This window comes from Streptomyces sp. NPDC047081, assembly GCF_040643775.1.
Taxonomy (GTDB): domain Bacteria; phylum Actinomycetota; class Actinomycetes; order Streptomycetales; family Streptomycetaceae; genus Streptomyces.
Window position 1 is genome coordinate 43771 of sequence record NZ_JBEYUY010000027.1, and the last position, 21403, is coordinate 65173.

General features: G+C 69.7%; 17 protein-coding genes. All 17 read left to right on the forward strand.

From position 1 onward, the window contains the following. The first annotated feature begins 78 nt into the window (after positions 1–78). Complete coding sequence (gene nrtL, locus ABZ848_RS37530; protein ID WP_360839248.1) at positions 79–1383, forward strand: ArgS-related anticodon-binding protein NrtL; 1305 nt, start codon at positions 79–81, stop codon at positions 1381–1383. Between the two features lie 332 nt (positions 1384–1715). Further along, entirely contained in the window at positions 1716–3107 is a 1392-nt protein-coding gene (gene lysA / locus ABZ848_RS37535) for a diaminopimelate decarboxylase (protein ID WP_360839250.1), read from the forward strand. A gap of 144 nt (positions 3108–3251) precedes the next feature. Beyond that, positions 3252–4550 carry a homoserine dehydrogenase gene (locus ABZ848_RS37540; RefSeq protein ID WP_360839396.1) on the forward strand — a complete coding sequence of 433 codons (1299 nt, stop codon included), beginning with the start codon at positions 3252–3254 and terminating at the stop codon, positions 4548–4550. Positions 4551–4556: 6 nt separating this feature from the next. Continuing rightward, entirely contained in the window at positions 4557–5615 is a 1059-nt protein-coding gene (gene thrC, locus ABZ848_RS37545) for a threonine synthase (RefSeq protein ID WP_360839252.1), read from the forward strand. A gap of 226 nt (positions 5616–5841) precedes the next feature. Next, entirely contained in the window at positions 5842–6771 is a 930-nt protein-coding gene (gene thrB / locus ABZ848_RS37550; RefSeq protein WP_360839253.1) for a homoserine kinase, read from the forward strand. 425 nt (positions 6772–7196) lie between these two features. Further along, the gene (gene rho, locus ABZ848_RS37555) at positions 7197–9194 is read left to right on the forward strand and encodes a transcription termination factor Rho (protein WP_360839255.1); all 1998 of its coding nucleotides are present in this window, start codon (positions 7197–7199) and stop codon (positions 9192–9194) included. Between the two features lie 162 nt (positions 9195–9356). Next, a complete protein-coding gene (locus ABZ848_RS37560) occupies positions 9357–11156 on the forward strand; it encodes a trypsin-like serine protease (protein WP_360839398.1) in 1800 nt (599 codons plus the stop codon). 206 nt (positions 11157–11362) lie between these two features. Then, positions 11363–12499 carry an LCP family protein gene (locus tag ABZ848_RS37565; protein ID WP_360839257.1) on the forward strand — a complete coding sequence of 379 codons (1137 nt, stop codon included), beginning with the start codon at positions 11363–11365 and terminating at the stop codon, positions 12497–12499. A gap of 536 nt (positions 12500–13035) precedes the next feature. Beyond that, positions 13036–13260, forward strand: a complete 225-nt coding sequence (gene rpmE / locus ABZ848_RS37570) for a 50S ribosomal protein L31 (RefSeq protein WP_019753312.1) — start codon at positions 13036–13038, stop codon at positions 13258–13260. A gap of 106 nt (positions 13261–13366) precedes the next feature. Further along, positions 13367–14443 carry a peptide chain release factor 1 gene (gene prfA, locus ABZ848_RS37575; protein WP_360839259.1) on the forward strand — a complete coding sequence of 359 codons (1077 nt, stop codon included), beginning with the start codon at positions 13367–13369 and terminating at the stop codon, positions 14441–14443. 36 nt (positions 14444–14479) lie between these two features. After that, positions 14480–15325: a peptide chain release factor N(5)-glutamine methyltransferase gene (gene prmC / locus ABZ848_RS37580; protein ID WP_360839261.1), complete on the forward strand. Its 846-nt coding sequence runs from the start codon at positions 14480–14482 to the stop codon at positions 15323–15325. Between the two features lie 52 nt (positions 15326–15377). Beyond that, a complete protein-coding gene (locus ABZ848_RS37585) occupies positions 15378–16025 on the forward strand; it encodes an L-threonylcarbamoyladenylate synthase (RefSeq protein ID WP_242766302.1) in 648 nt (215 codons plus the stop codon). Next, entirely contained in the window at positions 16022–16702 is a 681-nt protein-coding gene (locus ABZ848_RS37590) for a protein-tyrosine-phosphatase (RefSeq protein ID WP_360839262.1), read from the forward strand. The genes ABZ848_RS37585 and ABZ848_RS37590 overlap by 4 nt, the downstream gene beginning before the upstream one ends. Positions 16703–16829: 127 nt before the next feature. Then, positions 16830–18071, forward strand: a complete 1242-nt coding sequence (gene glyA / locus ABZ848_RS37595) for a serine hydroxymethyltransferase (protein WP_360839264.1) — start codon at positions 16830–16832, stop codon at positions 18069–18071. 162 nt (positions 18072–18233) lie between these two features. Further along, entirely contained in the window at positions 18234–19580 is a 1347-nt protein-coding gene (locus ABZ848_RS37600) for an MraY family glycosyltransferase (protein WP_360839266.1), read from the forward strand. Between the two features lie 300 nt (positions 19581–19880). Continuing rightward, positions 19881–20318 carry a hypothetical protein gene (locus ABZ848_RS37605; RefSeq protein ID WP_360839268.1) on the forward strand — a complete coding sequence of 146 codons (438 nt, stop codon included), beginning with the start codon at positions 19881–19883 and terminating at the stop codon, positions 20316–20318. A 273-nt stretch (positions 20319–20591) separates the two neighbouring features. Next, entirely contained in the window at positions 20592–21362 is a 771-nt protein-coding gene (atpB, locus tag ABZ848_RS37610) for a F0F1 ATP synthase subunit A (protein WP_360839399.1), read from the forward strand. The last annotated feature ends 41 nt before the right edge of the window (positions 21363–21403 follow it).

Consider the following 21403-nt stretch of genomic DNA (forward strand, 5'->3'; position numbering starts at 1 on the left):
CACCCACCCCGTCCCACATCCCGGACCCTCCCCAAACCAGCTCGCCTACCCACCCCCCTCCTCCCATACGCTTGTCCCGTGACCCCCGTCGAGCTTTCCCACACCGTGCTGCGCGCGGTGCGTCGTGCTGTCGACGAGGGGGAGCTGAGTGTTGCCGTTCCGGTACGGGCCGTGGTTGCGCCGCCCGGGCCCGGGGGCTGTGGGGACTACGCCACCAACATCGCCCTCCAGCTCGCCCGCCCGGCCGGCCGCGCGCCGCGCGACGTCGCCGAGATCCTCCGGCAGCATCTCGCCGCAGCCGACGGCATCGCCGACGTCACCCTCACCGGGCCCGGGTTCCTCAACATCAGCCTCGGAGAGGACGTGGTCTCCGCCGAGGCCGCGCTCGTGACGGACATCCTGCGGGCGGGGGCCGCCTACGGTCACTCCGACGTCCTCGCCGGGGAGACCGTCGAGCTGCGGATCCCGTACGACGACGTCCGGGCCGACGTTCTCGCCGACGCCCTCAGCCGCATCATCGCCTCCCAGGGCGGTCGCGCCGAGGTCGATCACCGTGAACCGGTCAACCTCCGTCCCGTCCCGGCCCCGGAGGACCCCGCCCCTCTGGGCCCCGACGCCGCCCGCTGGGCGCTGCTGCACCCCGCCGCTCACGACCGGCCCCGTATCACCGCCGAGCACCTCGTCCAGCGCGAGAGCAACCCGCTCTTCCGCGTCCGTTACGCCCACGCCCGCACCCGGGCCCTCAGCCGCAACGCCGCCGACCTGGGCTTCTCCAGCGAGCCGGGCGACCCCCGGGACCCCGAAGCCATTGACGCCAGGCACCTCGAACCCGGCGGAAGCCCGCACGCTGAGGCCGTCGACGCCAGTCACCGCGCCCCCAACAGCACTCCGCGCCCCGAGGCCCGCGGCCCCCGACCCCCCGAGCCCGCCGACATCCGGCACCTCGAACCGAGCAGAATCCCGCACCCCGAGCCCCTCGACGCGAGCCCTCCGAAGTCCGGCGGGCCCCGGCGCCCCCAGCCCGCCGCTCCCCGGCATCCCGACGTCACCCCCCTCGTCGCGTCTCGCCATCCCGACGTCACCCCCCTCATCACGTCCCGGCACCCCGACATCACCTCCCTCGTCACCCCCTTGGTCACCGCCCTGGCCGACCACCCCCGCATCCTCACCACCGCCGCCACCCGCCGTTCCCCCGACCGCCTCACCCGGCAGCTCGTCACCGTCGCCGATGCCGTCCTCGCCCTCCTGCCCACCGTCCTCCCGCGCGGCGACGAGAAACCCTCGGCCGCCCACCGCGCCCGGCTCGCGCTCGCCGAAGCCGCCGGGACGGTGCTGGCCGGCGGCCTGTCCCTGCTCGGCATCGACGCACCCGACCACCTCTAGAAGCCACTGGAGCCGCCGCCGACTGGAAGTCACTGGACAAGCCCGACCAGGGCCAGGGGCCAGGTTCAGCCACGGTCATCAACTGCACGCAGCCGCAGCGGTACCCGTACCCCTGCTTCAGCCGCAGCCCGCACCCGCAGCTACAGCCGAAGCCATAGCGACAGCGTCAGCCGCAGCTACAGCTACAGCTACAGCTACAGCCGTAGTCACAGCTACAGACGCAGCCACCGGACAAGCCCACCCCCCAGCCACTGGACAAGCCCCCAGCGCCACCCACCCCAGCCAACGGCCCCAGCAGCCCCCAGAGAAGCCACCAGAAAGTCACGAAGCAGATGAGCCGTTCCGCACACCCCGCCGGGCCCCGTCACGCCGACGTCCTTCCCGAGGGGCACTACTCCGCTCCGCCCGCCGACCTCAACACCCTCGACCCCAAGGTCTGGTCCCAGACGGTCGCCCGGGACGAGGACGGCGTCGCGACCGTCGGCGGCATCGACGTCAAGACCCTCGCCGAGGAGTACGGCACCCCCGCCTACGTCCTCGACGAGGCCGACTTCCGCGCCCGCGCCCGCGCCTGGCGGGCCGCCTTCGGGGCCGACGCCGACGTCTTCTACGCCGGCAAGGCCTTCCTCTCCCGTGCCGTCGTGCGGTGGCTGCACGAGGAAGGGCTCAACCTCGACGTATGTTCCGGCGGCGAACTCGCCACCGCCCTCTCCGCCGGCATGCCCGCCGACCGCGTCGCCTTCCACGGCAACAACAAGTCCAAGGAAGAGATCCACCGCGCGATCACCGCCGGCGTGGGCCGTATCGTCCTCGACTCCTTCCAGGAGATCGTCCGCGTCGCCCACATCGCGCGGGAGCTGGGCAAGCGGCAGCGCGTGCAGATCCGTATCACCGTGGGTGTGGAGGCTCACACCCACGAGTTCATCGCCACCGCCCATGAAGACCAGAAGTTCGGGATTCCGCTCGCCGGCGGACAGGCCGCCGAGGCCGTGCGGCGGGCCCTCCAGCTCGACTCCCTCGAACTCATCGGCATCCACAGCCACATCGGGTCGCAGATCTTCGACATGTCCGGCTTCGAGGTCGCCGCCCACCGCGTGGTCGGGCTGCTCAAGGACATCCGCGACGAGCACGGCGTCGAGCTGCCGGAGATTGACCTTGGAGGTGGGCTGGGTATCGCCTACACCTCCGACGACGATCCCCGTGAACCCCACGAGATCGCCAAGGCGCTCACCGAGATCGTCAGCCGGGAGTGTGACGCCGCCAGGCTGCGGACCCCTCGGATCTCCGTCGAGCCGGGGCGCGCCATCGTCGGGCCCACCGCCTTCACTCTCTACGAGGTCGGCACCATCAAGCCCCTCGACGGGCTGCGGACCTACGTCTCCGTCGACGGGGGCATGTCCGACAACATCCGGACCGCGTTGTACGACGCCGAGTACAGCGTCGCTCTCGTGTCCCGGACGAGCGACGCCGAGCCCATGCTCGCCCGCGTCGTCGGCAAGCACTGCGAGAGCGGGGACATCGTGGTCAAGGACGCGTTCCTGCCGGCCGACCTGGCACCGGGTGACCTCATCGCCGTACCGGCCACGGGTGCCTACTGCCGGTCCATGGCGAGCAACTACAACCACGTCCTGCGCCCGCCGGTCGTCGCCGTCAACGACGGCGCGTCCAGGGTCATCGTCCGGCGCGAGACGGAGGAGGACCTGCTGCGGCTCGACGTCGGCTGAGAACATCAGCGCTGGAAGATCTCCGGTCTTCCACCCCCGTACAAATGAAATAGATGTCTCACGATCCGGACGAAGGGCAGAAAGTCCCGTCCGGTGAGTGAGACTGGTCCAACCGTAGACGGTATGAGGAAACGAGGTCGGATGATGCGTACGCGTCCGCTGAAGGTGGCGCTGCTGGGCTGTGGGGTTGTCGGCTCAGAGGTGGCGCGCATCATGACGACGCACGCCGACGACCTCGCCGCCAGGATCGGGGCCCCCGTGGAGCTCGCGGGGGTCGCGGTGCGGCGGCCCTCCAAGGTGCGTGAGGGGATCGACCCCTCCCTGGTCACCACCGACGCCACCGCCCTCGTCAAACGCGGCGACATTGATGTCGTGGTGGAGGTCATCGGGGGCATCGAGCCCGCTCGTTCGCTCATCACCACCGCCTTCGAGCATGGTGCGTCCGTCGTCTCCGCCAACAAGGCGCTTCTCGCCCAGGACGGTGCCGCCCTGCATGCCGTCGCCGAGCAGCACGGCAGGGACCTCTACTACGAGGCCGCCGTCGCGGGTGCGATTCCGTTGATCCGGCCGCTGCGGGAGTCGCTGGCCGGTGACAAGGTCAACCGGGTGCTCGGGATCGTCAACGGGACCACCAACTTCATCCTCGACAAGATGGACTCCACGGGGGCCGGCTACCAGGAGGCCCTCGACGAGGCCACCGCCCTGGGGTACGCGGAAGCCGACCCCACCGCCGACGTCGAGGGCTTCGACGCCGCCGCCAAGGCCGCCATCCTCGCCGGCATCGCCTTCCACTCGCGCGTGCGCCTCGACGACGTCTACCGCGAGGGCATGACCGAGGTCACCGCCGCCGACTTCGCCTCGGCGAAGAACATGGGCTGCACCATCAAGCTGCTCGCCATCTGCGAGCGGGCCGGGGACGGCGGGTCCGTCACCGCGCGCGTGCACCCCGCGATGATCCCGCTGAGCCACCCGCTGGCCTCCGTGCGCGGCGCCTACAACGCCGTGTTCGTCGAGTCCGACGCGAGCGGACAGCTCATGTTCTACGGCCCCGGCGCGGGCGGTGCGCCCACCGCCTCGGCCGTGCTCGGCGACCTCGTCGCCGTCTGCCGCAACCGGCTCAGCGGGGCAACGGGGCCCGGCGAGTCGGCGTATGCCGCGCTGCCCGTGTCGGGAATGGGGGACGTCGTCACCCGCTACCACATCAGCCTCGATGTCGCCGACAAACCGGGTGTTCTCGCCCAGGTCGCGACCGTGTTCGCGGAGCACGGGGTTTCCATCGATACGGTTCGGCAGCAAGGTCGTCCAGAAGGGGACGGCGAGGCCTCTCTCGTCGTCGTCACCCACCGGGCCTCCGACGCCTCCCTCTCCGGGACCGTCGAGGCGCTGCGCAAGCTCGACACCGTGCGGGGTGTCGCCAGCATCATGCGGGTTGAAGGAGAGTAACCAGCAATGACCCACCAGTGGCGCGGAATCATCGAGGAGTACCGGGACCGGCTGCCCGTCTCCGACACTACGCCGGTCGTGACGCTCCGCGAGGGCGGTACGCCCCTCGTGCCCGCGCAGGTGCTCTCCGAGCGCACGGGCTGTGAGGTTCACCTCAAGGTCGAGGGCGCGAACCCCACGGGGTCCTTCAAGGACCGCGGGATGACCATGGCCATCACGAAGGCCAAGGAGGAGGGCGCGCAGGCCGTCATCTGCGCCTCCACCGGCAACACCTCGGCGAGCGCCGCCGCTTACGCGGTGCGCGCCGGCATGGTTTCGGCCGTTCTCGTCCCGCAGGGCAAGATCGCGCTCGGCAAGATGGGCCAGGCGCTCGTGCACGGCGCCAAGATCCTCCAGGTCGACGGCAACTTCGACGACTGCCTCACGCTCGCCCGCTCGCTCAGCGAGAACTACCCCGTGGCGCTGGTGAATTCGGTCAACCCCGTGCGTATCGAGGGCCAGAAGACGGCCGCCTTCGAGATCGTCGACATGCTCGGCGACGCACCCGACATCCACGTCCTCCCGGTCGGCAACGCGGGCAACATCACGGCCTATTGGAAGGGCTACAAGGAGTACGCCGGTGACGGCGTCGCCTCCAGGACCCCCCGGATGTGGGGGTTCCAGGCCTCCGGTTCCGCCCCGATCGTGCGCGGCGAGGTCGTCAAGGACCCCTCGACCATCGCCACCGCCATCCGCATCGGCAACCCGGCGTCCTGGCAGTTCGCGCTCGCCGCGCGCGACGAGTCCGGCGGCCTCATCGACGAGGTGACGGACCGTGAGATCCTGCGCGCCTACCGGCTGTTGGCCGCTCAGGAGGGCGTCTTCGTGGAGCCCGCGTCCGCCGCGTCCGTCGCCGGTCTGCTGAAGGCCGCCGAGCAGGGCAAGGTCGATCCGGGGCAGACGATCGTGTGCACCGTGACCGGAAACGGTCTGAAGGACCCCGACTGGGCCGTCGCCGGCGCCCCGCAGCCGGTCACCGTCCCGGTCGACGCGGCCACCGCGGCCGAGCGACTCGGTCTCGCCTGAGGGATACCCCTCGGGAGGGGTGCACAGGGGGCTTACGACACGCATCGTGCGCCTCCTGTGCGCCCTATGTCGCCACAGAACCTTCCTTCGATAGGCTGTACCGAACCCGCCCGCTGCATATGCCTCCGCGTATGACGGGTGCCGCGCCGTCTCCGCGGCCCGCAGGGTCTTCGTACGTCATCGAATGTCTTCGACAATCACGCAGCTCAAGGAGAGTCATCGAGCGATGGCCGGTCCAGCGTTCCGCGCCGCCGCCGTCAGGGTGCGCGTCCCCGCCACCAGCGCCAACCTCGGCCCGGGCTTCGACGCCCTCGGCCTGTCGCTGGGGCTCTACGACGACGTGGTCGTCCGGGTGGCCGACTCCGGGCTGCACATCGACATCGCGGGCGAGGGCAGCGAGACGCTGCCGCGTGACGAGAACCACCTCCTCGTACGCTCCCTGCGCACCGCCTTCGACCTGCTCGGCGGGCAGCCGCGCGGCCTCGAGATCGTGTGCGCCAACCGCATCCCGCACGGCCGCGGCCTGGGCTCCTCCTCCGCCGCGATCTGCGCCGGCATCGTCGCCGCGCGAGCCGTGACCATAGGCGGCGAGTCAAGGCTCGACGACACCGCCCTGCTCGAGCTCGCGACCGAGATCGAGGGCCACCCCGACAACGTGGCGGCCTGTCTGCTCGGCGGCTTCACCCTCTCCTGGATGGAGGCGGGCGCCGCCCGCGCGATCAGGATGGATGCCGCCGATTCCATCGTTCCGGTGGTTTTCGTGCCCGGGAAGCCGGTCCTCACCGAGACCGCGCGCGGCCTGCTGCCGCGCACCGTGCCGCACGTCGACGCCGCCACCAACGCGGGCCGTGCCGCGCTGCTCGTCGAGGCCCTGACCAGGCGCCCCGAGCTGCTGCTGCCCGCCACCGAGGACCGTCTCCACCAGGAGTACCGCGCGCCGGCCATGCCGGAGAGCGCCGCGCTGGTGGAGCGGCTGCGGGCCGACGGAGTCCCGGCAGTCATCTCCGGCGCGGGACCCACCGTGCTGGCGCTGGCCGACGCCGACAGCGCCGACAAGGTGTCCCACCTGGCAGGCGAGGGCTGGGCGGCCAACCGGCTGGACCTCGACGCACAGGGAGCGATCGTGCTGCCGCTAGCGGCGGCCAATGACGTCTGAGACATCTGAAACCGGCGCTTGCCGGATTTCGAGAGGGGGAATGTTTGTTGGATCCGGTAGTGTTAACCTCAAGTCTGCACCCGACCCCACCATGGCGAGGTGCTTGTTGTCCCCGTCCGGGACAGACATTCTTCCGGGAGCCTCCCAAGCCGCACTGTGTTCCGTACGACGTACGCGGGCAGTACCTCGTACGCGGGCGCTGAGCGACTTGCCGGGCACGCTCCGGAATCGGTGCTACCGAGCCACGTGACACTGACACCCGGTGCCACGGCCCAGGTCTCGGCAAGCGCCATCCCAGATATTTCCTCCGCCTCCATGGGCGGACCACCGCCCCGGCACGGTCCACACAGCAAGGACCGAAGCCGGACAGCACAACCGGTCGCCGAGCCAGACAGGCCGACGTCCGCTCCAGGGAAGGACCCTTCGTGAGCGACACCACCGATCTGATGGGCGCACGTGTCGAGGAGACCGCTGCCGCGCCCGCCACGGACGCCTCCGCGCCTGCCACCGGTGCCGGCTCCCGGCGGCGCCGCGGTACCGGCCTCGAGGGCATGGTGCTGGCCGAGCTGCAGCAGGTCGCCTCGGGCCTCGGCATCAGGGGCACCGCGCGGATGCGCAAGAGCCAGCTGATCGAGGTCATCAAGGAGGCGCAGGCCGGAGGCGGTGCCGCGGCCCCCAAGGCCGACGCTGCCACCGAGACCAAGCCGAAGCGCCGGGCCACCTCCAAGGCCCGTACCGGCGAGGACGCCGAGAAGAAGGCGGACGCCAAGGCCGAGGCCGCCGCCGAGAAGGCCGTGGCCCAGCAGCAGATCGAGATTCCCGGCCAGCCCGCCTCCGACGACGCCCCCACCGAGCGCCGCCGTCGCCGTGCCACGGCCGAGGCCGGCGCTCCGGCCGCGTCGAGCACCGAGACGATCGTCGCCGAGGCGAAGAGCGAGCCGAAGGCCGAGACGCCCGCCCAGGGCCAGCCGCAGGGCGACGCCGGTGACGCCGACGGCCGGCAGGGCCGCCGCGACCGCCGGGACCGCGACCGCGGGCGTGACCGCGGCGACCGCGGTGACCGTCGCAAGGGCGACGACCAGCAGGGCCAGGGCGGTCAGCGCCAGCAGCAGAACCAGCAGCAGGGCGGCGGCCGCCAGGACCGTCAGCAGCGCGACAACGGCCCGCAGGACGACGACGACTTCGAGGGCGGCCGCCGTGGCCGCCGGGGCCGTTACCGGGACCGCCGTGGCCGTCGCGGGCGTGACGAGATCGGCGGCGCCGAGCCGCAGCTGTCCGAGGACGACGTCCTGATCCCGGTCGCGGGCATCCTGGACATCCTCGACAACTACGCCTTCATCCGTACGTCGGGCTACCTCCCGGGCCCCAACGACGTGTACGTCTCCCTCGCCCAGGTCCGCAAGAACGGCCTGCGCAAGGGCGACCACGTCACCGGTGCGGTCCGCCAGCCCAAGGAAGGCGAGCGGCGCGAGAAGTTCAACGCGCTGGTCCGCCTGGACTCCGTCAACGGCATGGCGCCCGAACACGGCCGCGGCCGCCCGGAGTTCAACAAGCTCACCCCGCTCTACCCGCAGGACCGCCTCCGCCTGGAGACGGACCCGGGCGTCCTCACCACGCGCATCATCGACCTGGTGTCGCCGATCGGTAAGGGCCAGCGCGGTCTGATCGTGGCCCCGCCGAAGACCGGCAAGACCATGATCATGCAGGCGATCGCCAACGCGATCACGCACAACAACCCCGAGTGCCACCTGATGGTCGTCCTGGTCGACGAGCGTCCGGAAGAGGTCACCGACATGCAGCGGTCGGTGAAGGGCGAGGTCATCTCCTCGACCTTCGACCGCCCGGCCGAGGACCACACCACGGTCGCCGAGCTCGCCATCGAGCGCGCCAAGCGCCTGGTGGAGCTGGGCCACGACGTCGTCGTACTGCTCGACTCGATCACGCGTCTGGGCCGTGCGTACAACCTGGCGGCGCCCGCCTCCGGCCGCATCCTGTCCGGTGGTGTCGACTCGACCGCGCTGTACCCGCCGAAGCGCTTCTTCGGTGCCGCGCGGAACATCGAGGACGGCGGCTCGCTGACCATCCTCGCCACCGCGCTGGTGGACACCGGGTCCCGCATGGACGAGGTGATCTTCGAGGAGTTCAAGGGCACCGGCAACATGGAGCTCAAGCTCGACCGGAAGCTCGCCGACAAGCGCATCTTCCCGGCGGTGGACGTCGACGCGTCCGGCACCCGCAAGGAGGAGATCCTCCTCGGCAACGAGGAGCTGGCGGTCGTCTGGAAGCTCCGCCGTGTGCTGCACGCGCTGGACCAGCAGCAGGCGATCGAGCTGCTTCTCGACAAGATGAAGCAGACCAAGTCGAACGTCGAGTTCCTGATGCAGATCCAGAAGACCACGCCCACGCCGGGCAACGGCGACTGAGCGCGGACCTTCCGCAGGGCGGCCCCCGTCACACCAGTGACGGGGGCCGCCCTTTTGGCGCTGAGAGAGGTGGGTGCACCATGCACCCCTTCCGACTCATGCACCTCTGAGGGGACTCCCTTGTCCGAAACCTCGTCCACCGGCGGCCGGCACAGACGGCGGATACGCCTCGCGCTGCCCCTGACCGCCGCCGGCGCCGCCGCGGCCGTCGCCGCCGCGCTGCTTGGCACCTCGGCCAACGCCGCGACGTCCGTGCCGACGCCGACGGCCAAGCCCGCCACCAGCTCCGTGTCGACCGCCGAGCTGACCGAGCGCATCGCCGGGGCCCTCGCCACCGACGGCACCGCCGGGGACACGACGACCAAGAAGTCGACGCTCAGCGCCGGCACCACCGGCTCCACCGTGAGCCCGAAGGTCGTCGGCGGCACCGACACCGCCATCACCACGGCGCCCTGGATGGCGCAGCTCTGGTACTACGACGACAACGGCACCGCCGACGACACCAGCGACGACATCGGCTTCTTCTGCGGCGGCACCGTCGTCGCGCCGACGAAGATCCTCACCGCCGCGCACTGCGTCAAGGACGAGAACGGCACGAGCTACAACTGGAAGGCGTACGGCGCCGTCCTGACCGGCACCAACCAGCTGCCGACCACCGACAGTTCGGGCAACACCGACCTGCACGGCGGCACGGTCTCGCTGCCCCTGCGGCAGTGGAACCACCCCTCGTACAGCGCGACGACCGTCAACAACGACATCGCCGTCCTCACCCTCGCCGCGCCGGTCACGGCGACGCCGATCCGCATGACGACGTCCGGCGACACCGCCTCGTACACGGGCGGCACCAGCGCCAAGATCTACGGCTGGGGCCGGACCAGCTCCACCAGCGACGACATCTCCGACACCCTGAAGTCGGCCACGCTGACCATCCACACCGACGCCACCTGCTCCGGTGTGTACGGCTCCGAGTACGTCAAGGGCCACATGATCTGCGCCGGTACGCAGAGCGGCAGCGACACGGGCACCAAGGCCGCCTGCAACGGCGACTCCGGCGGGCCGCTGGTCGTGAACAACCGGATCGTGGGTGTCGTCTCCTGGGGCGTCGCGGACTGTGTCGCCCAGGGCTACTACAGCGTCTTCTCCAAGGTCAGCACGTACGTCGGTGCCGCCTACGCGAACGTCGACGACGCCAACCTCAGCTACACGGACGGCAAGGCCGACCTGTTCGTGCGCAGCTCCTCCGACAAGGAGGCGTACGAGAAGGACTCCAAGGGCACCTCGTTCGGAGCCCGTCAGTCCCTGGGGTCGTACTCCGGCGTGAACGTCGTGCTGCAGACCGACCTCAACCGGGACGGCTACCAGGACCTGGTGGTGCGTGAGAGTTCGACGGGGAACGTGTACTGGCTGCACTACGTGCCGGCCAGCGGCTCCTGGTCCAAGACCAAGGTGTTCAGCGGCTGGACGACCCGGACCCGGATCGTCACCCCGGGCGACCTCACCGGCGACTACAAGCCCGACCTCGTCTCCGTGGACTCCGCGGGCAAGGCGTGGCTCTACCCGGGCAACGGCAACGGCACCTTCGCGGCCCGCAAGCAGATCGGTACGGGCACGGGCTGGAACCAGTACAACACCCTGCGCGGCAAGGGCGACTTCAACGGTGACGGCAAGGCCGACCTGATCGCCCGCAACAAGAGCACCGGCGCGATCTACCTGTACAAGGGCACCGGCAGCGCCTCCAGCCCGTTCTCCGCCCGGGTCAAGGTCCGCACCTGGAGCAACTCGACGTACAACGCCTTCGACGCGATCGGAGACGTCAACGGCGACGGCAAGGCCGACTTCCTGGCCCGTACGCCCGGCGGCACGCTCTATCTGTACAAGGGCACCGGTAAGGCCACCAGCGAGATCTTTGCCACAAGGGTCTCGGTCGGTACCGGTTTCCAGCAGTACGACATCTTCGGCTGAAAACGCAGGTGAGCGGGGTTCGTCCCGTTTAGGACATCACGCTCTGTGCCCGATCCTCCACGGGTCGGGCACAGAGCGTTGTGCAACCCTTTCCCGAGTTTCGCCGTCTGACCGGACGGAGTGACGATGGTGCGGTGTCATTCGCGCCGATTCAGGCCTGTCCCTGAAAGCAGGGGGTAACCGACCGGACGAGATTCGAGGAGCACATGTCCGCCGAGAGCACGCCGGAGCCCGGCATACCGGGCGAGACCGGCGCCAAGGGCCCGCGCCACCGCGCCAAGGGCCGCCGCAAGCCGCGCAGCGAGCACCGCAAGGCCCTGATGCTGATGGCCTGGACCGCTGCGGGCATTCTCGTGCTGGGCGGCACCGGCGCCGGGTACCTGTACTTCAAGCTCAACGGCAACATCAAGAGCGTCGACATCAACGGCGCCCTCGGTACGGACCGGCCCACCAAGGTCGACAACGGCTCCGAGAACATCCTGGTCCTCGGCTCGGACTCGCGGTCCGGCACGAACAAGAAGCTCGGCGGCGGCACGGACGACGGCAGCGCCCGCTCCGACACCGCGATGATCGTGCACGTCTACAAGGGCCACAAGAAGGCCAGCGTGGTCTCCATCCCGCGGGACACCCTCGTCGACCGGCCCGAGTGCACCGACGACAAGGGCGTCACCCACGACGCCGCGTCCGGGGTGATGTTCAACACCGCGTACACGACGGGCGGTGCCACCTGCGCCGTGAAGACCGTCGAGTCCGTCACCGGGCTGCGCATGGACCACTACCTGGAAGTCGACTTCAGCGGCTTCGAGAAGCTCGTCGACGAGCTCGGCGGGGTCAAGGTCACCACGACCAAGGACATCACCGACAAGCAGAGCCACCTCAGCCTCAAGGCCGGCACCCACACCCTGAACGGCAAGCAGGCGCTCGGCCTGGTCCGCACCCGGCACGGCGTCGGCGACGGCTCCGACCTCGGCCGCATCCAGCTCCAGCAGGCCTTCATCAAGGCGCTCGTCGACCAGGTCAAGCACATGGGTCTGTTCACCAACCCGAAGAAGCTGTACGACCTCGCCGACACCGCCACCAGCGCCGTCACCACCGACTCCGACCTCGGCTCGGTCAACTCCCTGATGTCCTTCGCCAACGGCCTGAAGTCCATCAGCTCCTCGAAGATGCAGATGATCACGATGCCGGTCGAGTACGACCCGGCGAACCCGAACCGCGTGATCGTCGAGAAGACGAAGGCCCAGCAGGTCTGGGACGCCCTGAAGAACGACGAGACGATCCCGAAGACGGCCACGAAGGGCACGGCGACGGGCGAGGCGAAGGGCGTCGTGACGGCGTCGTAGCCGCCCGGATCACTGGATCCACCGCTCGTTGTACCGATGCCGGCCCAGCCCCACGGCCGAGAACTCGTCCTCGCCGGCGCCCGCCGTCGCCCCACACCGTGGCGCGCTGTTCGCCGACACCTCCGAAGTACTCGGCCTCGACGAAGGCGACCGGTCCGGCGGCCGACCAGCGGGCGAGCCGGCGGTCGAAGCCGCCCGGCAGCCACCGGAAGCCCAGTGGGCGCTCCGGGCCGGCGTCGGTGACCCCGTCGAAGAGGGCGTCCGTCATCGGCACCAGCGCCAGGCCCTGCCCCAGCGGTGCCGACCGGGCGACCGGCAGTTCCCGCGCGACGCCCTCCAGCACGTCCGTGCCGGCGATCACCGCCCGCAGTACGTAACCCATCCCGCCCCTCCCGCTCCCATCCCTGGGAATAGATCACCTCACCCCCCGGTTTTGGGGGATGGCGCCAGTCCTGGCAGACTGGTACGTCGGCTCCGGTTCACGCGCCCGCATCCCGCGGTGGCGACCCGGCGCCCTCCCGAAACTAGGAGACACCTTGAAGCGCGACATCCACCCCGAGTACGTCGAGACGCAGGTCAGCTGCACCTGTGGCGCGTCGTTCACCACCCGTAGCACGATCTCCAGCGGCACCATCCGTGCCGAGGTCTGCTCCGAGTGCCACCCGTTCTACACGGGCAAGCAGAAGATCCTCGACACCGGTGGCCGTGTGGCCCGCTTCGAGGCCCGCTTCGGCAAGGCTGCCGCCGGCTCCAAGAAGTAGCTGGCCCCAATTCGCCGGTCCACGGCCGCGCCCTTCCACAGGCGTGCCTGGACCGGCGTTTTTGGTCGTCCGCCTTCCCCCTCTTTTCGCATTTCAGGAGCCCAAGATGTTCGAGGCCGTCGAGGAACTCGTCGGTGAGCACGCCGACCTGGAGAAGAAGCTCGCCGACCCGTCGGTCTTCGCCGACCAGGCCAACGCGCGCAAGCTGAACAAGCGCTACGCCGAGCTCACCCCGATCGTCGCCACGTACCGCTCCTGGAAGCAGACCGGCGACGACATCGACACGGCGAAGGAACTCGCCGCCGACGACCCCGACTTCGCCGCCGAGGTCAAGGAACTGGAGCGGACGCGCGAGGAGCTGACGGAGAAGCTGCGGCTGCTGCTCGTACCCCGGGATCCGAGTGACGACAAGGACGTCATTCTCGAGATCAAGGCCGGTGCCGGCGGTGACGAGTCCGCGCTGTTCGCCGGTGACCTGCTGCGCATGTACCTCCGGTACGCCGAGCGCGTCGGCTGGAAGACCGAGATCATCGACGCCACCGAGTCCGAGCTGGGCGGCTACAAGGACGTCCAGGTCGCCGTGAAGACCAAGGGCGGCCAGGGCGCCACCGAGCCGGGGCAGGGCGTCTGGGCGCGGCTGAAGTACGAGGGTGGCGTGCACCGCGTGCAGCGCGTGCCGGCCACCGAGTCGCAGGGGCGTATCCACACCTCGGCCGCGGGCGTCCTGGTGACCCCGGAAGCCGAGGAGGTCGACGTCGAGATCAACCCCAACGACCTCCGCATCGACGTCTACCGGTCCTCCGGGCCCGGCGGGCAGTCCGTCAACACCACCGACTCCGCCGTGCGCATCACGCACATTCCCACCGGAGTCGTCGCCTCCTGCCAGAACGAGAAGAGCCAGCTGCAGAACAAGGAGCAGGCCTTGCGTATCCTGCGCTCCAGGCTGCTCGCGGCGGCGCAGGAGGAGGCGGAGCGGGAGGCCGCCGACGCCCGCCGCAGCCAGGTCCGCACCGTCGACCGCTCCGAGAAGATCCGCACGTACAACTTCCCGGAGAATCGCATCTCGGACCACCGTGTCGGCTTCAAGGCGTACAACCTGGACCAGGTCCTGGACGGCGACCTCGACGCGGTGATCCAGGCCTGCGTCGACGCGGACTCGGCGGCGAAGCTGGCAGCCGCATAACAGCGGTTACGACCAGGTAGGACTCGGAGGACTTGCGTGAACCTGCTGCTCGCAGAGGTGGCACAGGCCACCCAGCGGCTGGCCGACGCCGGCGTGCCCTCGCCGCGCAACGACGCGGAGGAGCTCGCCGCGTTCGTGCACGGCGTGAAGCGGGGCGCGCTGCACTCCGTGAAGGACTCGGACTTCGACGCCCGCTACTGGGAGGTCATCGCCCGGCGCGAGCAGCGCGAGCCGTTGCAGCACATCACCGGGCGGGCGTACTTCCGGTATCTGGAGCTCCAGGTCGGGCCGGGCGTCTTCGTGCCGCGGCCCGAGACCGAGTCCGTGGTCGGCTGGGCCATAGACGCCGTACGCGCCATGGACGTCGTCGAGCCGCGCATCGTCGACCTGTGCACCGGCTCCGGCGCCATCGCGCTCGCGCTCGCCCAGGAGGTGCCCCGCTCGCGCGTGCACGCCGTGGAGCTGTCCGAGGAAGCGCTCCAGTGGACCCGCAAGAACGTCGAGGGGTCGCGGGTCGACCTGCGGCAGGGCAACGCCCTCGACGCCTTCCCCGACCTCGACGGCCATGTCGACCTGGTCATCTCCAACCCGCCCTACATCCCGCTCACGGAATGGGAGTACGTCGCTCCCGAGGCGCGGGACTACGACCCCGAACTCGCCCTGTTCTCGGGCGAGGACGGCCTCGATCTCATCCGCGGTCTGGAACGGACCGCACACCGGCTCCTGCGCCCCGGCGGCGTCGTCGTCATCGAGCACGCCGACACCCAGGGCGGCCAGGTGCCGTGGATCTTCACCGAGGAACGGGGCTGGGCCGACGCGGCCGACCACCCGGACCTCAACAACCGCCCCCGGTTCGCGACCGCCCGCAGGGCGATGCCGTGACCATCCCCCAGACCGTTTCCCGGAAGTACGTGTACGAGGAGGCCCGCTAGACATGGCACGGCGATACGACACCAACGACGCGACGGACCGTACGACGGGTCTGCGCGAAGCCGCGTCCGCCGTCCGCCGTGGCGAGCTCGTGGTCCTCCCGACCGACACGGTGTACGGCATCGGCGCGGACGCGTTCTCCTCGGAGGCCGTGGCGGACCTGCTGGACGCCAAGGGCCGGGGCCGCAACATGCCCACCCCTGTGCTGATCGGCTCCCCGAACACGCTCCACGGTCTCGTCACCGACTTCTCCGAGCTGGCCTGGGAGCTGGTCGACGCCTTCTGGCCGGGCGCCCTCACGCTCGTCGCCAAGCACCAGCCGTCCCTCCAGTGGGACCTGGGGGACACCCGGGGCACGGTCGCCGTGCGCATGCCGCTGCACCCGGTGGCGATCGAGCTGCTGACGGAGGTCGGTCCCATGGCCGTCTCCTCGGCGAACCTCACCGGCCACCCCGCCCCCGAGGACTGTGACGCCGCCCAGGAGATGCTCGGCGACTCCGTCTCCGTCTACCTCGACGGCGGCCCGACGCCGGGCAACGTACCGTCGTCGATCGTCGACGTCACGGGTCCCGTACCCGTGCTGCTGCGCGAGGGTGCGCTCTCGCCCGACGAGCTGCGGAAGGTCGTACCAGACCTCGAGGTGGCCAATTGACAGCCCCTGACGCGGGGCGTGGCATAGGCAACGGGGAAAGCGCGGCGGAGATCACGACGACGTTCGTGGGGCTTCCGCGCGACTGCTTCCGCATCCTCCACGTCAGCACCGGCAACGTGTGCCGCTCGCCCATCACCGAGCGGCTGACCCGGCATTACGTGAGCCAGCGGCTCGGTGTGCTCGGCGGTGCGCTGATCGTGGAGAGCGCGGGCACCTGGGGTCATGAGGGCGCGCCCATGGAGGCCAACGCGGAGACCGTGCTGGCCGACTTCGGCGCGGAAGCCTCCGGCTTCACCGGGCGTGAGCTGCTGGACGAGCACGTGATCATGGCCGACCTGGTGCTGACGGCCACCCGCGACCACCGGCAGCAGGTCATCTCCATGGGCCACTCGGCGGGCCTGCGCACCTTCACCCTGAAGGAGTTCACCCGCCTGGTCCGCGCCATCGACCCGGCGACCCTGCCCCCGCTGGAGGAGGGCGTGGTCGCCCGCGCCCGCGCGCTGGTCCGCGCCGCGGCCGCTCTACGCGGGTGGCTGCTGGCCCCGACCCTGGAGGCGGACGAGGTCTACGACCCGTACGGCGCCCCCCTGACCTTCTTCCGCTCGATCGGCGACGAGATACACCAGGCGCTGGATCCGGTGGTCACAGCGCTCACAGGCGTCCCCGCCAGGACGTAACAACCGAGCACCCCACCGGTACCGGGCCTACATTGGTCGTACGTCACCACGGCGAGTGAGCCGAAGGGGAGCGACTCGGGCGCCCCGGAGGTGAGCCGCCCAAAAATACGACGCCCCGGAGTCCACCATGTCGGTCACCCATGCCCCAGAGACCGCCGACGTCCTGCGGCGGCAGGACCCCGAGCTGGCCGAGATCCTGCTCGGGGAGCTCGACCGGCAGTCGACGACGTTGCAGCTGATCGCCGCCGAGAACTTCTCCTCGCCCGCGGTGCTGGCCGCGCTCGGGTCGCCGCTCGCGAACAAGTACGCCGAGGGGTATCCGGGCGCCCGGCACCACGGCGGCTGCGAGATGGTCGACGTCGCCGAGCGGCTCGCCGTGGACCGGGCGAAGGCCCTGTTCGGCGCCGAGCACGCCAATGTGCAGTCCCACTCGGGGTCCAGTGCCGTGCTGGCCGCGTATGCCGCGCTGCTGCGCCCCGGCGACACCGTCCTCGCCCTCGGCCTCCCGTACGGCGGCCACCTCACACACGGCTCGCCCGCGAACTTCTCCGGCCGCTGGTTCGACTTCGTCGGCTACGGCGTCGACGCCGAGACCGGACTCATCGACTACGACCAGGTCAGGACGCTGGCCCTCACCCACCGGCCCAAGGCGATCGTGTGCGGTTCCATCGCCTACCCCCGGCACATCGACTACGCCCTCTTCCGCGAGGTCGCCGACGAGGTGGGCGCCTATCTGATCGCCGACGCGGCGCACCCCATCGGACTGGTGGCCGGGGGAGCGGCGCCCAACCCGGTGCCGTACGCCGACATCGTCTGCGCGACCACGCACAAGGTGCTGCGCGGCCCGCGCGGCGGGATGCTCCTGTGCGGGAGCGAGCTGGCCGAGCGGGTCGACCGGGCCGTCTTCCCCTTCACACAGGGCGGCGCGCAGATGCACACGATCGCCGCGAAGGCGGTCGCGTTCGGGGAGGCGGCAACAGCGGCGTTCACCGCGTACGCCCATCAGGTGGTCGCCAATGCGAGGGTTCTCGCGGCCGGCCTCGCCGCCGAGGGACTGGTCGTGACGACCGGCGGCACGGACACCCACCTCATCACCGCCGACCCGGCCCCGCTCGGCGTCGACGGCCGCACCGCCCGCGGCCGGCTGGCGGCGGCCGGACTGGTCCTTGACTGCTGCGCCCTGCCGCACGGGGACGCCCGCGGCCTCAGGCTCGGCACGGCCGCCGTGACCACGCAGGGCATGGGGGAGGAGGAGATGGCGTACATCGCCGCCCTGTTCGCCGGTGTGCTGCGGGGGGAGACCGAGGGGCAGAAGGCGCGTGACGAGGCTCGTGAGCTGGCCGGTAGATTTCCGCCGTATCCCGGCTGAGCGGGGGTAGGCGCACCTGCGGACAACCTGCGAATCAACTGTGTGCAACCTGGGCACACAGGCAGGCGTGCAACCATCGTCGCTACCCGGAAGTCCCCACTGGTATGCGTCCGTCGCTAGGGTGTGGGGCTGAGATGGCCAGCGAGACCTGTGGGGAAGCCCGTGCGTGAATACCTGCTGACGCTCTGCATCACGGCCGCGGTGACGTATCTGCTGACAGGGCCGGTACGGAAGTTCGCGATCGTGGCCGGAGCCATGCCGGAGATCAGGGCCCGTGACGTGCACCGGGAACCCACTCCGCGCCTCGGCGGTATCGCCATGTTCTTCGGCCTGTGCGCGGGCCTGCTGGTCGCGGACCACCTGACCAACCTCAGCGAGGTCTTCGACAAGTCCAACGAACCGCGCGCGCTGCTCTCCGGAGCGGCGCTGATCTGGCTGATCGGCGTCCTGGACGACAAGTTCGAGATCGACGCCCTGATCAAGCTGGGCGGTCAGATGATCGCCGCGGGTGTGATGGTCATGCAGGGTCTGACGATCCTGTGGCTGCCCATCCCGAGCGTCGGCACGGTCGCGCTGACCCAGTGGCAGGGCACCCTGCTCACGGTGGCGCTGGTCGTCATCACCATCAACGCGGTCAACTTCGTCGACGGCCTGGACGGCCTCGCCTCCGGCATGGTGTGCATCGCCGCCGCGGCGTTCTTCATGTACGCCTACCGGATCTGGTTCTCGTACGGCATCGAAGCCGCCGCTCCGGCCACCCTGTTCGCCGCGATCCTGATGGGCATGTGCCTGGGCTTCCTGCCGCACAACATGCACCCCGCGCGGATCTTCATGGGCGACTCCGGGTCGATGCTGATCGGCCTGGTGCTGGCCGCGGGTGCGATCTCCATCACGGGCCAGGTCGACCCGGACGTGATGAACCTGTTCGCCGGGTCCGAGCGCAACACCGTGCACCAGATGGTGCCGGTCTACATCCCGCTGCTGCTGCCGCTGACGATCATCGCGGTGCCCGCCGCCGACCTGGTGCTGGCCATCGTGCGCCGCACCTGGCGCGGCCAGTCGCCGTTCGCGGCCGACCGCGGGCACCTGCACCACCGGCTGCTGGAGATCGGCCACTCGCACAGCCGGGCCGTGCTGATCATGTACTTCTGGTCCGCGCTGATCGCGTTCGGCGCGCTCGCCTTCTCGGTGAACTCCGCGTCCATGTGGATCGTGCTGGGCGTGGTGATCCTCAGCGCGATCGGGCTCGCCCTGCTTCTGCTGCCGCGGTTCACGCCGCGCGCCCCGCGCTGGGCGGAGGCCTTCGTGCCGCCGCGCTACCGGCGGCGCCGGGCTGCCGCTGTCGCCGAGGCCGCGGCAATCGCCGTACCGGAGGCGGCTGTTGGGGCTTCCGAGGAGCCGGAGCATCGCACTCCGGTCGCGGCCGGGGTGGCGGGTGTCAACGGTGCGACCGCCATCGGCGCCCGTTCGCGCTTCCTGGACAGGCGAAAGGCCGGAACGTCGCGCTGACGTCGGCAAGGTAAGAATCTGACTAGAGCATTGCCAAGTCGTGGGGGAGCAAAGCCTCCCAATACCAGACAAGTTGGCCCTGTTTTTGCACAGACGCGCACGGTCACTCTCATGTGTGACAGCGAGCACACCTACTTGGTAAAGACCGCATCAAATAGTTTGTGATACGGTTCACGAGAACCCGGGATAGAGCCGAAGGACCGTAGTGCGACGGTCCATTGGCCGTGAGTTCCCCTCTCAGCCCGGGACTACGCTCGTCCATGACGACACCCTGCCCCCTGTGAAAGCGGAGTTGCCGCCATGCCGTCCAATGACGCCCGGAACCTACTGCCGATCGCTGTGCCCACAGCGGCTGCCGGCGTGATCGCCGTTGGGGTCAGTGGTGCGGTCGCGGGCGGCAAGGGGGCCATCGGGGCGGCCGTCGGCGTGGTGCTGTCGATGCTCTTCATGGGCCTCGGCCTCTACGTCCTCCAGTGGACGGCAAAAACGCTCCCGCAGCTGTTCCAGGCGATGGGCCTGATGCTCTACGTCGCCCAACTCCTGCTGCTCATGATCTTCGTGGCCCTCTTCAAGGACACCTCTCTCTTCAACGCCAAGGCGTTCGCGCTCTCGCTCGTCGTCGCGACCGTCGTGTGGATGGCCACTCAGGCTCGTGCGCACATGAAGTCCAAGATCTTCTACATCGATCCGGACACCGAGAAGAGCGAGAAGCCCGAGAAGACGGGGCACTCGTCGTGAGAGGTAGGGCCGGGATAAGGGCCGGCGGGATCTCCTGCTATCGTCCGGTGCCAACTGCGGCATCGCGGGCGCGGGCATCCGAGCTGACGCCTTCTCGATCGCGAGGCTCGAAGCCCCCCGGCCGCCCCCACATCCGTAACACCAGTCCGGTGCCGACCCGCGGCCGCGCGCCGCGCCGACACAACGAGGTTGCCGAACCCATGCGTCACGCCGAAGGAGCCCGCGGTGAGTGCTGACCCGACCCAGCTCGCCTTTGAGTGGGATTGCCGCATCCTGTCCGACAACGGCTGTGGCTTCCCGGCTCCGGGCCTGCACTCGTTCCTCTTCAAGCCGATCTTCACGGTCGGCGGGTTCGAGTTCAACAAGGTGATGCTGCTCGCGCTCATCACCACCCTGCTCGTCATCACCTTCTTCTCGGCGGCGTTCGGCAAGGCCAAGGTCGTGCCGGGCAAGCTCCAGATGGTCGGCGAGGCCGGATACGACTTCGTCCGCCGCGGCATCGTCTACGAGACGCTGGGCAAGCGCGAGGGCGAGAAGTACGTCCCGCTCATGGTCTCGCTGTTCTTCTTCATCTGGATCATGAACGTCTGGTCCGTGATCCCGCTCGCCCAGTTCCCGGTCTCGTCGATCATCGCCTTCCCGGCCGTGCTCGCCGCGGTCGTGTACATCACGTGGCTGTCGCTGACCTTCAAGAAGCACGGCTTCGTCGGCGGGTTCAAGAACCTGACCGGTTACGACAAGTCGCTCGGCGCGGTGCTCCCGCTCGTCGTCGTCATCGAGTTCTTCTCGAACGTCCTCGTGCGGCCCTTCACCCACGCGGTCCGGCTCTTCGCCAACATGTTCGCCGGCCACCTGCTGCTCGCGATGTTCACCGTCGCCAGCTGGTACCTGCTGAACAGCTACATGATCCCGGCGGCGGGCGTCTCGTTCGTCATGACCGTGATCATGGTCCTCTTCGAGCTCTTCGTGCAGGCCGTCCAGGCGTACGTGTTCGTCCTCCTGGCCTGCTCCTACGTCCAGGGCGCTCTCGCCGAGCACCACTGAGCGCACCCGCCCGCAAACCCCCAACTCGTCCGGTGGCCAAC